Raw genomic sequence first — 12,528 nt, 5'->3', positions numbered from 1 at the left:
CCAAAACAAACCAGAACTCCATCCCCACAGACCGCACACGCCACCCACCGGCGGCGCATGCGTCCGTCCTTCATCAAACCACCGTCAAACCGCCATCACCGTCACCGACTTCGTGACGAGATACGGCTCGAGCGCTTCCGGACCACCCTCCGAGCCATAACCCGAATCCTTCACGCCGCCGAACGGCATTTCGGGCCACGGCGTCGCCGGCTGGTTGATCCACAGCATCCCGACTTCGAGCCGCTGCGTCAGCAGATGCACGTTCGCGAACGAGCGCGTGAACGCGTAGCCGGCCAGACCGTACGGCAGCCGGTTCGCTTCGGCGATCGCATCCTCGAGCTTGTCGAAGCCGCGGATCGCCGCGACCGGACCGAACGGCTCGTTATTGAACACGTCCGCTTCGAGCGGCACGTTCGCGAGCACGGTCGGCGCGAAGAAGTTGCCTTCCGAGCCGATCCGCTCGCCGCCGGTTTCGACGCTCGCGCCGACCTTGCGCGCGTTTTCGACGACCGACGCCATCGCAGTCAGCCGGCGCGGGTTCGCGAGCGCACCGAGCGTCGTCCCTTCCTCGAGCCCGTTGCCGACCTTCAGCCCCTCCGCATGCTTGACGAGCGCGCGCGTGAATTCGTCGCGAATGCTGTTGTGGACGAGAAAACGCGTCGGCGAGATGCAGACCTGCCCCGCGTTGCGGAATTTGGCGCCGCCGGCCGCCTTCACCGCCAGCGCGACGTCCGCGTCCTCGGCGACGATCACCGGCGCGTGACCGCCGAGCTCCATCGTCGCGCGCTTCATGTGCTGACCGGCGAGCGCCGCGAGCTGCTTGCCGACCGGCGTCGAACCGGTGAACGTGACCTTGCGGATCACCGGGTGCGGAATCACGTACGACGAGATCTCGGCCGGATCGCCGTACACGAGGCCGATCACGCCCGCCGGCACGCCGGCGTCGACGAACGCGCGCAGCAGCGCGGCCGGCGATGCGGGCGTTTCTTCCGGCGCCTTGACGAGGAACGAGCAGCCCGTGGCGAGCGCAGCGCTCAGCTTGCGCACGACCTGGTTCACCGGGAAATTCCACGGCGTGAACGCGGCGACCGGGCCGACCGGCTCCTTCACGACCGTCTGCTGCGCGCCGAGGTTGCGCGGCGGCACGATGCGCCCGTACACGCGACGCCCTTCATCCGCGAACCATTCGATGATGTCGGCCGCTGACAGCACTTCGATCCGCGCCTCCGTAAGCGGCTTGCCCTGTTCCTGCGTCATCAGTTGCGCGATCGTATCGGCGCGCTCGCGCACCAGCGCCGCGGCCTTGCGCATCGTCGCCGCGCGTTCGTGCGCGGGCACCTTCCGCCATGCTTCGAAGCCGCGCTGCGCGGCGGCCAGCGCACGATCGAGATCGGCGATGCCCGCGTGGGCCACCTTGCCGATCACCTTGCCGGTCGCCGGGTTTACCACGTCGATCGTCTTGCCGCTCGCGGCGTCGACCCACTCGCCGTCGATCAGGAGTTGCGTATCCGTATAAGTCACGTTTGCCATCCAGACACCTCTGCTTTACGTCGAAAAAGCGTGCCGCCGCGGACGGCGGCACGCCGGTTATCAGGGGCGTCGCCGGCGCAATGCGCGCGGCGGCGTTCGGTGCGGGCTCGTCGCCCGCGGTTCGGTCGGCATGCCGGCCGGCACTGGCCGGCATGCGATCGCGGATCGGTGTCGCCGACGATCCGCACGGCACTCATTGTGCGGCGGCGGTCGCCTTGCGCAGCTTCGCGACATCCGCCGGCTGCACGGCCGGCGCGCCGTTGCTCCATCCGGCACGCATGAACGTCAGCACGTCGGCGATCTGCCGGTCGTTCAGCTGGCCGGCAAACGCCGGCATCGGATACGCGGAAGGCACGCCGTCGATCACGAGCGTGTCGCTGCCGTTCAGCGTCACGTTGATCAGCGACGACGCATCGCGTTCGAGCACGTTCGGATTGCCGGCGAGCGGTGCGAGCAGCGGCGCGTAGCCGCGCCCGTCCGTGCCGTGGCAATGCGCGCAGTACGCACTATAGACCTTTGCGCCCGGATCGGCCGACGGTCGCGCCAGTGCAGCCTGCGTCGCCTTCGCATCATAGCGGTACTCGGGCGCGCCCGTGCCGCCTGCCGCGGGCAGCGACTTCAGGTAGCGCGAGATCGCCGCCAGATCGTCGCCGGTCAGTTCCTGCGTGCTGTGGTTGATCACGCTCACCATCGAGCCGAACGCCGTCGCGTGCCGGTTTGCGCCGGTTTTCAGGAACTGCGCGACGTCGGCCTCGCTCCAGCGGCCGAGCCCCGTATTGTGCTCGCCCGTCAGGTTCGACGCGAACCAGTTGTCGATCGACGCGCCCGACAGGAACGCCGTGCCGCTTTCGTCGAGCGCCTTCTCCTGGAAGCCGACACCGCGCGGCGTATGGCACGAGCCGCAGTGGCCGAGCCCTTGCACGAGATAGGCGCCGCGGTTCCACATCGCGTCCTTCGCCGGCTTGTCCGCGTACGGCGTCGTGTCGAGGAACACCATGTTCCATAACGCGAGCGGCCAGCGCATGTTGAGCGGCCACGGAATGTCGGACGCCCGGTTCGCCTGCTTCACCGGTTCGACGCCGTGCATGAAGTACGCATACAACGCCTTCACGTCGTCGTCCCTCAGCTTCGCGTACGACGGGTACGGCATCGCCGGATACAGCCGATGGCCGTCCTTCGCGACACCCTTGCGCAACGCGTCGGCAAACTCCGCTTCGGTATAGCCGCCGATACCGGTTTCCGTGTCGGGCGTGATGTTCGTCGTGTAGATCGCGCCCATCGGCGTGACCATCTTCAGGCCGCCCGCGAACGGCGTGCCGCGCGGCGCGGTGTGGCACGCGACGCAGTCGCCGGCTTTCGCGAGGTAGGCCCCGCGCGCGACGAGTGCGCTGTCGGCGGGCGCCGCTTGCGCCGCGTGTGCGGTCGTCGCGGTCACCAGTGCCGACAGCGCGAGCAACGACGCGCAAAGCGCACGCGCACTCAGGTCCAGGTTTCGCATGGTCGCCGCTCCCCTCAGGCCGTTTTCAGCTGGTTGCCGATCGGCAGCTTGCGCAGCCGCTTGCCGGTCGCCGCGAAGATCGCGTTCGCGACGGCCGCGGCCGTCGCCGCGGTGCCGGGCTCGCCGATCCCGCCCGGCGCTTCGCCGCTCTTCACGATATGCACGTCGATCGGCGGCGTCTCGTTGATCCGCAGCACGCGATAGTCGGTGAAGTTGCGCTGCGTCACGCGGCCGTTCTCGATCGTCACTTCGCCGTACAGCGCGCCCGTGATGCCGAAGATGATGCCGCCTTGCACCTGCGCCTCGATCGTGTTCGGGTTCACGGTCATCCCGCAGTCGACCGCGCAGACGACGCGCGTCACGCGCACTTCACCGTCGTCGACCGCGACGTCCGCGACGATCGCGAAGAAGCTGCCGAACGCATGCATCACCGAGACGCCGCGGCCCTGCCCTTGCGGCAAGGCCGCGCCCCACCCGGCCGCTTTCGTCGCGATGTCGAGCACGTTGCGCGCACGCGGCGTCTTGTCGAGCAGCGCGCGCCGGTACTGGACCGGGTCGGTTTTGGTCTGCGCGGCGAGTTCGTCGATGAAGCTTTCGACGACGAAGGTGCTGCGCGTCGGCCCGACGCCGCGCCAGAACGCGGTCGGCACATGGCGCGGCTCCTGTCGCACGTAGTCGATCAGCTGATTCGGGACGTCGTACGGCAGATCGATCGCCACCTCCACCGCGTCGGGATCGACACCGTCCTTGAAAGCCGGCGGCGCGAAGCGCGCGAGGATCGACGAGCCGACGATCCGGTGCCGCCATGCGATCGGCTTGCCGTTCGCGTCGAGCGCGGCCGAGATCCGGTCGTGGTAGCACGGCCGGTACATGTCGTGCTGGATGTCCTCTTCGCGCGTCCACACGACCTTCACCGGCGCGCCGACCTGTTTGCCGATCTTCACGGCCTGGCCGATCATGTCGGTTTCGAGCCGGCGGCCGAAGCCGCCGCCAAGCAGGTGGTTGTGCACGACGATGCGCTCGGCAGGCAGGCCGGTGATCCGCTGCGCGGTGTCGCGGGCGCGCGTCGGCACCTGCGTGCCGACCCACACCTCGCAGGCGTCGCTGCGCACGTGCACGGTACAGTTCACGGGTTCCATCGTCGCGTGCGCGAGCAGCGGCTGTTCGTACACCGCGTCCACGCGCGTCTTCGCGTTCGAGAAGGCATGGTCGACGTCGCCGTCCTTGCGAGCGACCGCGCCCTTGCCGTTCGCGGCAGCCTGCGCGAGATCGGCGAACAGATCCTTCGTCGACACGTTGGCGTTCGCGCCTTCGTTCCATTTGACGACCAGCGCCGATGCGCCGCGCTTGGCCGCCCACGTGTGATCGCCGACCACCGCGACGGCGTCGTCGACGCGCACGATCTGACGCACGCCGGGAATCTTCTTCGCGGCCGTATCGTCAACGCTCGCAACGGTGCCGCCGAACACCGGGCTGTTCACGATCACCGCATAGAGCATCCCGGGCAGCCGCACGTCGAGTCCGAACTGCGCGACACCGTCGACTTTCTCCGGCGAATCGAGGCGCTTCGCGGGCGTGCCGATCAGCTTGAACTGCTCGGGCTTTTTCAGCGCGACGTCTGTCGGCACCGGCAGCTTTGCAGCCGCGTCCGCGAGCTCGCCGTACGATGCGCGGCGACCGCTCGGCGGATGGCGCACCTCGCCGTTCTCCGCGTGACAGGCAGCCGGGTCGACGTTCCATTGCTTCGCGGCCGCCGACACCAGCAGCACGCGCGCGGTCGCACCGGCGCGACGCAGCGGCTCCCATGCGTAGCGCACCGACGTCGAGCCGCCGGTCAACTGGCCGCCGAGCAGCGGATCGAGGAACAGCTTTTCGTTCGGCGGCGCATGATCCAGCGTCACGCTCGACAGCGGCACCTCGAGCTCTTCCGCGATCAGCATCGGCAGCGCGGTGTAAACGCCCTGCCCCATCTCGACCTTCGGCATCACGAGCGTGACGCGGCCGCTGCGGTCGATCTGCACGAATGCGTTGGGCGCGAACACGCCCGCCCGCGCGGGTTCGTCCGCGTCGCCGCCGATCACCGAGCGCCGCGTATCGTCGCCCGCGGCCGGCAGGCTGAAGCCGAGCAGCAGTCCGCCGCCGGCCGCCGCGCCGAGCGACATGCCGAAGCGCAGAAACGAACGGCGCGACATGGCGGCGCCGGCATGGCCTGCTTCGATCAGTCCGCGCGACATGTCAGGCCTCCTGCGCGGCTTGCTTGATCGCCGCGCGAATCCGATGGTACGTGCCGCAGCGGCAGATGTTGCCGGCCATGGCGGCGTCGATGTCGGCGTCGCTCGGCTTCGGGTTCGACGCAATCAGCGCAGCGGCCGCCATCACCTGGCCGGACTGGCAGTAGCCGCACTGCACGACGTCGAGTGCGCGCCATGCCTGCTGGACCTTTTGGCCGGCCGGCGTCGCGCCGACGGCTTCGATCGTCGTGATCCTGCGGCCCGCGACCGCCGCGACCGGCAACACGCACGAGCGCGCGGCGACGCCGTCGAGATGCACGGTGCACGCACCGCACTGCGCGATGCCGCAGCCGAACTTGGTGCCGGTCAGGCCGACCAGATCGCGCAGCACCCAGAGCAAGGGCATGTCGTCGGGGGCGTCGACCGTGCGGGTCTCGCCGTTGATGTTCAGAGTGACCATTCAGCCTCCGGGGCCGGTGTGTGGGGAAGCGGCGCGCTGGATGCGCCGTGTCGTCGTCGCCGCCGCGCGCGGGCGCGGCGGCTGCATGCGGCCCCGTCGCGACGGGGCGCGGTACGCGATACGTCAGTCGGCGACGTCGATGCCGCTCAGCACCTTGATCACCGGCGGCGACGCGAACCAGTCGGCGGATTTGTCGCGGAACGCGACGAAGTACGGGCTCGCGAGGTGCGCGTCGAACGCGGCCTGGTCGTCGTAGACTTCGAACAGATGCAGGTTCGGCGAGCCGCCCTCTTCGCGGAACAGGTCGTATTGGCGATTGCCCGGTTCGGTCCGCGTCTTCGCGACCATGCTGCGCAGTTCGGCCTCGACGGCTTGCGCGTGTTCGGGTTTCGGAAACAGCGAGGCCATCACGTAGAGCGCCATGATTTCTCCTTTGAAAAAGCGATCGACAACGTAGCGGGCCGACGTCTTCCGGCGCCGGTCCGCGAATGCGTGGAACGGTTACACGAGTTCGTCGGGGCCGACGCGCACGACGACCTTGCCGAAGTTCTTGCCGGCGAGCAGGCCGATCAGTGCGGCCGGCGCGTCGGTCAGGTCGGGGATCACGTCCTCGAGCACCTTCACGCTGCCCTGCGCGACCCATTCGCTCATGTCCTTCAGGAACGGCGCATAGCCGGTCGCATAGTAATCGAGGATGATGAAACCCTGCATGCGGATGCGCTTGCTCAGGATCGTCGTCATCAGCTTCGGCAGACGATCGGGGCCGGCCGGCAGCGCGGTGTCGTTGTAATGCGCGATCAAGCCGCACACCGGCACGCGCGCGTGGTTGTTGAGCAGCGGCCAGACCGCGTCGAACACGGCGCCGCCGACGTTCTCGAAGTACACGTCGATCCCGTTCGGGCAGGCTGCCTTCAACTGGCTCGCGAAGGCGGGATCGCGATGGTCGATGCACGCGTCGAAGCCGAGCGTGCCGGTCACGTACGCGCATTTGTCGGCGCCGCCCGCGACGCCGATCACGCGGCAACCCTTCAGCTTCGCGATCTGGCCGACGACAGCGCCGACCGCACCGCTCGCGGCCGCGACGACGACCGTTTCACCAGCCTTCGGCTCGCCGATCGTGAGCAGCCCCGTATACGCGGTGAATCCGGGCATGCCGAGCACGCCGAGCGCGCGCGACGGATGCGGGAAATCGCGGCCGAGCGGAATCAGGTCGCTGCCGTCGGACAGCGCATAGTCCTGCCAGCCGCCCGCCGCGACGACGAGGTCGCCCTCGCGGAACGCCGGCAGGTTCGACGATACGACACGGCTGATCGTGCCGCCGACCATCACGTCGCCAAGTTGCACGGGCGGCGCATACGACGGCGCGTCGCTCATCCGGCCGCGCATGTACGGATCGAGCGACAGCCATACCGTGCGCAGCAGCACCTGCCCGGCGCCGGGCGTCGGCACGTCGCCGGTTTCGAGGCGGAAGTCGTTGGCGGTGGGCGCGCCGACCGGGCGCGAATTGAGGACGATACGGCGGTTTGCGGTCTTGCTTTGCGACATGTGAGCCTCCGTCAACAAGGATGCGTGTGCACGCACGCGATCGAATCAGGAAAGGACGAGCGGACTACGCGCGATCCACGATGCGCTGCGATCGCCCCGCTGCCCTTGCGGGCGCGAATGCTGCGAGGGCAAAAACGGGGGAGGAATCGCGATCGCCATGAGTAGACCAGTCGTCTAGTGTGATAGGTAAAAACAAGGCGCGCCGTAGCGCGCCCGCTTATGTCCGCACCTCGTCGGGCGCGGACGGCGGCAGGTTCAGCAGCTGCCGCGTCGCGGCCATCGCGGTTTCGAGCGGCTTGCGGTTGCGGTGGATCTTCTCCAGCAGCGTCGCGCCGAGCCACAGCTCATACAGCAGCGCGGCGGTGTGCGGCGGATCCTCGATGCCGCGCAGCGAACCGTCCGCGAGGCCGGCCTCGATGCATGCCGCCAGCCGTTCGACGATGTGGCTCGTGCCGCGTCGCAGTACCGCGCGCATCGCCTCGGACAGGTCGGACACTTCCGCGCCCAGCTTCACCGCGAGGCACTTGCCCTCGGGATCGTCCGCGCACTGCGTGTGCAGCCAATTGCTCCAGTACGTCATCATCCGCTCGGCGCCCGTGCCGGGCTGGCGCTCGAACAGGTTGTCGAGATGCTCCAGGTAGCCTTCGAAATACGACTCGAGCAGCGCTTCGCCGAACGCCTCCTTCGAGCCGAAGTAATGGTAGAACGACCCCTTCGGGATGCCCGCCGCAGCGAGAATCTCGTTCAGCCCGACCGCCGAAAACCCCTTGTGGAGCATGATCGGCTTCGCGATATTGAGGATGTGCTGGCGGACTTCCGCGCCCGAGGATGCATTCATGATGGCGTATGGTAGCAGCGATTAGACCGGTCGTCTAACGCCGTTGGCGCGACGTCTCGCGCGTTGCAGTTTGGTCGCCTTGTGGGTCGCCGTGAACGTTGGCCTGCTTCCGGTTTGTTTTGCCTCATGCCGGTTTGGGCACGCGGCGCCGCGCGATCGGTTTTGTGGGGCGTACGGCCGACATCGGCCGGATCGGGCCGCGACGCGCCGTCACGCGCGATGCCGACGCCCGCTCGGCACGCAGCGCGTCGAGCTCGGCGGCGCTTGCCGCCTGTGCAGCGCGTGCACCGTCGAGCTGCCCTTCCAGTACGCCGCAGCGATGCTGGCTGTCGGCAAGCTGCGCCTGCAGCGCGCCGATTTCGCGGCGAAGGTGTGCGTCGCGCTCGTCGGCGCGCGCGTTCGTCGCGTCGAGTTCCTTTTGCAGTCGTGCGGCCGCCTGCCGCTCGCGATCGATTTCCTGCAGCGCACGCCGCTCCGACGCGCGCAGACGCTCTTCCGCCCGGCTCGCATCGTCGCGCAGCCGATCGAGCTGTGCGGTGAAGTCGGCGCGCGCCTGGGCGAGCGCGCGATCGCCTTCCGCGTTATCGGCCTTCAGGCGTTCGATTTCGGCTTGCTGGGCGCGGCGCGTGGCGTCGTCGGCCGCCCTCGCCTGCTCCAGCTCCTGAATCCTCACCTGTGCCGCGAGCAACGCGGCCGTGCGCTGCTCGAGCGCGGTTTCGGTGCGGGCCAGCTCCGACTGCAAGGCGGCGACGTCGGCCTTGGCCGCTGCCCGTTCGGCTTCGACTTCGGCGCGCAGTGCGTCGAGCGCGGCGGCCGCATCGGCCGACGATCGGCTCCACAACGTCGCGACCAATTCTCCGGCGGCGGCCTGCAAGTCGGCCGGCAGGTCCGGGTGTTCGATGCGCACGCGGCTCTTTTCCCTCAATTCGGCCCAGAACTCGCCGAGTACGGCCGTCGGCGTGCTCATGCTGCCTTTGCGGACGAGTTGATACAGACGGTTCGCAGTCGGCGTGATGCCGAAACGGAAGAACAGCAGCGCGCAGACCTCGCGGTAAAGCTCGCGGGTTTTCGGGAAGGCGGCCTTCAGGCGGTCGATTTCGGCGATGAGGCGGGATTCGTCGGCAGTCAGGTCGGACATGGCGGGTGCGCGGAGGATTTTCGTGAATAATATAACGTAATCCGTTGGATTTTCAATTATTTCGGGCGCAGTATTTGACATTACTTCTATAATGTCGAAATTCGCTATGCCGCTTCGCGCGGTGGCGAGTCTGCATCGGCGTCGCCATGGCACCTCCTTCCTTTCGCGCCGGTTCCAGGTCGTTCGCTGCGCTCCGTCATGCGCGTGCCACCATCGGCCGGTAGCGTTCGAGGCTGCTCCCGATTCGACAGACGAATTCGCCATGCAGCGTCCGACACGCGTCACGCCTCATCTCCACACCGCCACTTCCCGCGCCCTCGCCATCGGTCTCGCGATCAACGCCTTGTTGCTCGCGACCGAACTCATAGCCGGATGGGCGGCGCACTCATCCGGCCTGCTCGCCGACACGCTTCACGCCGCGGTGGATCTCGCCGCGGACGCGCTGCTTCTCGTCGCCTGCCGCATGGACGCACGGCTGCCGCCGGAGCGCCGACCGACGTTCGAGCCGATCGCCCTTGCCGGGCTTGGCACGTTGCTCGTCGCGATGGGGTTGCAAATGATCTGGCAGGCGGCGACGCACTTCGACACGCCGCCGCGCGTAGCGCCCGGCGCGGTGCCGCTGGCACTGGTAGTCGTGACGCTCGTCGGCAAGGTCGCGCTGTCGCGGTGGCTGCTCGCCAGGGCGCGGGAAACGGGTTCGGCGCTCCTCGAAGCAAACGGCTGGCATGTGCGCGCCGACGCGTTGTCGGCATTGCTCGCGACGGTCGCGATGAGTGCGGCGTGGGTGGGACTCGGCCGCATCGACGATCTCGCCGCGCTGGCGATCGGCGCGATCGTGATCCGGACCGGCGCGGGTTTCGTTCGGCGGGCCTGCGCGTATTGGCCGGGTCTGGCGGCGTGGGCGAGCCGTTCGATCCGGTGATCGTGACGTCGATACGGACGGCGAGCGGGCGGAATCGTTCTGTCGAGGCGGTGCGGTGGATCGAGCGCGGCGCCTGCCGTCATCGCACGGCGGTGACGGCATCGATTGTCGACAGCCGGAGCAAGGCACCGGTCGCCGCCCTCCTTTTCTTCATTTGATACCGCCGAAACAGCGGCACTTCCTGCGGCTGCGGCAACAGTTTGCGTAGTCCGCTTGGGCAGCCGAGGGTGCCGGCAAGGCGTCACTCGACGATGACGTTGCCATGGCTCGCTGACGCCACGACGGTCGCTCGGACAGCCGCGAACCGTTGCGCGGCGTTTCGTCTCGTCGTATCACGCGCTTCGATCTGACAGGCTATCGTTTGTTTTTGTCGAATACAGGTTGTAGTTTGTATTTTGCCGATACACACCATAGACTGTATTCTTCGATGACAAACGATCGCCTGTATTTCGCCGGAGCGCCCATGTCCTTCCCCGTTCAGACGTTGGCCCAATTGCGCCCGATCCTCGTCGGCTTCCGCAAATCGGCCGGGCTCACGCAGGCGCAACTCGCGGCCCGCCTCGGCGTCACGCAGCAAACGTACGCGCAGCTCGAAGCGAATCCGTCTGCAGTCAGCATCGAACGGCTCTTCAAAGTGCTGAACGTGCTCGGCGTGCGTCTGTCGCTCGATCCGGCCGCTTCGGCCGGTGTCGCGCAAACCGCCGCTACCGCCAACGCTCGGACGCGCGCGAATAGCCGACGCGACTCGACACCGGCCGACACCGCGCCCCTCCCCGATGCACCGGTTGCACCGAACAAACGGCCGGCGCGCCGGCGTTCGTCGTCCGCACCGGCCGCTGCCGGCACGGCTGCAACCGCACCCGCAGCGAAAACGCCCGTCGGCGCCGCCGGCAAACGGACGCCCGCCACGCCGCGCAAACGCCGCGTCGCAAAGCGGGAGGACTGGTAACGATGGTCGTCCGCACCACCCGCCACGATCGCCTCGATCTATGGATGAACGGCATCCCGGTCGGCTACTGGGAAGTCTGGCGCGGCGTCGAGCGCCTCGTCTATCTGCCGACATGGATCGACGATCCGCAAGGGCGACCGCTGTCGTTGTCTTTGCCGTTCACGCCGGGCAACCAGCCGCATCACGGCGCGGTCGTCGCCGGCTACTTCGACAACCTGCTGCCGGACAGTCAGCCGATTCGACGCCGCATCGCGCAACGCTACCGGCTCGGCTCGACCTCGCCGTTCGAGCTGCTTGCGTCGATCGGCCGCGACTGCGTCGGCGCCCTGCAACTGCTGCCGCCCGACGAAACGCCGGTCGACCTCGACACGATCGAAGGCACCGTGCTCGACGACGCGGCGGTCGCCGATGTGCTGCGCCAGTCGACCGCCGCGCCGTTGCCCGGTCATGCGGAACACGAGGCCGACCTGCGGCTGTCGATCGCCGGCGCGCAGGAAAAGACGGCGCTGCTGCGTCACGGCAACCGCTGGCTCGTGCCGTCCGGCAGCACGCCGACGACGCACATCTTCAAGCTGCCGCTCGGGCGCGTCGGCAACATGCAGGCCGACATGCGCACGTCCGTCGAAAACGAGTGGCTGTGCTCGAAGATCGTCGCCGCTTATGGCCTGCCGGTCGCGCGTTGCGACATCGGCCAGTTCGACGATCAGAAGGTGCTGATCGTCGAGCGCTTCGATCGCCGGCTGTCGCGCGACGGCACGTGGATCCTGCGGCTGCCGCAGGAAGACATGTGCCAGGCGACCGGCACGCCGCCGGCCGCGAAATACGAATCGGACGGCGGCCCCGGCATCGACACGATCATGGGCATCCTCGCGAATTCGGTCGATGCCGCGCGCGACCGGATGAACTTCTTCGTCGCGCAGCTCGTGTTCTGGGTACTCGCGGCGATCGACGGCCACGCCAAGAATTTCAGCATCGCGCTTCTGCCCGGCAACACGTATCGCAGCACGCCGCTGTACGACGTGCTGTCCGCGCATCCGATCATCGGCACGCGCCGCAACCAGCTGGCACCGCGTCGCGCGCGACTCGCGATGGCCGTCAGCGGCAAGAATCGTCACTACGCGATCGCCGACATCCAGCCGCGCCACTGGATCGCGCAGGGACGGCGCGTCGGCCTGTCCGACGACGACGTACGTACCGCGCTCGCCGCCGTCGCGGCGCGCACGGAACCGGTGATTGCCGAAGTCGGCGCACGCCTGCCGGCCGATTTTCCGGCCGATGTCGCCGATGCGATCTTCGACGGCATGCGACGCCAGAGCCGCAAGCTGATCGCCGCGTAGCGCGGCGCGGCGCGGCAGCCTCCCCGCACGCCCGCACACGCATCGGCAAAGCGCGGAAGGCCGGACCGACCGGCCGGGCG

Annotated in this window: 11 protein-coding genes; 3 read left to right on the top strand and 8 right to left on the bottom strand. The window is 68.2% G+C overall.

The annotated features are described in order from the left end of the window. Positions 1 to 84 precede the first annotated feature (84 nt). The 8 genes from NP80_RS08365 to NP80_RS08330 all read right to left on the bottom strand — a co-directional run bounded on the left by NP80_RS08365 (position 85) and on the right by NP80_RS08330 (position 9,240). Positions 85 to 1,530: an NAD-dependent succinate-semialdehyde dehydrogenase gene (locus NP80_RS08365; RefSeq protein WP_006403526.1), complete on the bottom strand. Its 1,446-nt coding sequence runs from the start codon at positions 1,528 to 1,530 to the stop codon at positions 85 to 87. A 193-nt stretch (positions 1,531 to 1,723) separates the two neighbouring features. Further along, a complete protein-coding gene (locus NP80_RS08360) occupies positions 1,724 to 3,028 on the bottom strand; it encodes a c-type cytochrome (protein ID WP_006408869.1) in 1,305 nt (434 codons plus the stop codon). Between the two features lie 14 nt (positions 3,029 to 3,042). Continuing rightward, positions 3,043 to 5,262, bottom strand: coding sequence for a xanthine dehydrogenase family protein molybdopterin-binding subunit (locus NP80_RS08355; RefSeq protein WP_006408867.1), 2,220 nt, complete (start codon positions 5,260 to 5,262; stop codon positions 3,043 to 3,045). A 1-nt stretch (position 5,263) separates the two neighbouring features. After that, complete coding sequence (locus tag NP80_RS08350; RefSeq protein ID WP_006397045.1) at positions 5,264 to 5,719, bottom strand: (2Fe-2S)-binding protein; 456 nt, start codon at positions 5,717 to 5,719, stop codon at positions 5,264 to 5,266. 123 nt (positions 5,720 to 5,842) lie between these two features. Beyond that, on the bottom strand, positions 5,843 to 6,142 hold the full coding sequence (locus NP80_RS08345; RefSeq protein WP_006403529.1) for a putative quinol monooxygenase: 300 nt from the start codon (positions 6,140 to 6,142) through the stop codon (positions 5,843 to 5,845). Between the two features lie 78 nt (positions 6,143 to 6,220). Continuing rightward, positions 6,221 to 7,264 (bottom strand): NADP-dependent oxidoreductase, encoded by a 1,044-nt coding sequence (locus NP80_RS08340; RefSeq protein WP_006408871.1) that lies wholly within the window; start codon positions 7,262 to 7,264, stop codon positions 6,221 to 6,223. A gap of 217 nt (positions 7,265 to 7,481) precedes the next feature. Continuing rightward, positions 7,482 to 8,102, bottom strand: a complete 621-nt coding sequence (locus NP80_RS08335; RefSeq protein ID WP_006408872.1) for a TetR/AcrR family transcriptional regulator — start codon at positions 8,100 to 8,102, stop codon at positions 7,482 to 7,484. A gap of 124 nt (positions 8,103 to 8,226) precedes the next feature. Beyond that, positions 8,227 to 9,240 (bottom strand): DNA-binding protein, encoded by a 1,014-nt coding sequence (locus NP80_RS08330; protein ID WP_045593349.1) that lies wholly within the window; start codon positions 9,238 to 9,240, stop codon positions 8,227 to 8,229. Positions 9,241 to 9,502: 262 nt separating this feature from the next. Here NP80_RS08330 and NP80_RS08325 point away from each other — a divergent pair, with 262 nt between their 5' ends. The 3 genes from NP80_RS08325 to NP80_RS08310 all read left to right on the top strand — a co-directional run bounded on the left by NP80_RS08325 (position 9,503) and on the right by NP80_RS08310 (position 12,448). Beyond that, a complete protein-coding gene (locus tag NP80_RS08325; protein WP_006411822.1) occupies positions 9,503 to 10,162 on the top strand; it encodes a cation diffusion facilitator family transporter in 660 nt (219 codons plus the stop codon). Between the two features lie 463 nt (positions 10,163 to 10,625). Continuing rightward, positions 10,626 to 11,111, top strand: a complete 486-nt coding sequence (locus tag NP80_RS08315; RefSeq protein ID WP_006403534.1) for a helix-turn-helix transcriptional regulator — start codon at positions 10,626 to 10,628, stop codon at positions 11,109 to 11,111. Positions 11,112 to 11,113: 2 nt separating this feature from the next. Further along, on the top strand, positions 11,114 to 12,448 hold the full coding sequence (locus NP80_RS08310; RefSeq protein WP_006411827.1) for a type II toxin-antitoxin system HipA family toxin: 1,335 nt from the start codon (positions 11,114 to 11,116) through the stop codon (positions 12,446 to 12,448). The last annotated feature ends 80 nt before the right edge of the window (positions 12,449 to 12,528 follow it).

Source organism: Burkholderia multivorans ATCC BAA-247 (assembly GCF_000959525.1).
GTDB classification, from domain to species: Bacteria; Pseudomonadota; Gammaproteobacteria; order Burkholderiales; family Burkholderiaceae; genus Burkholderia; species Burkholderia multivorans.
The sequence above is the reverse complement of the archived record's forward strand: the minus strand, read 5'-3'. Positions and strand labels throughout refer to the sequence as shown.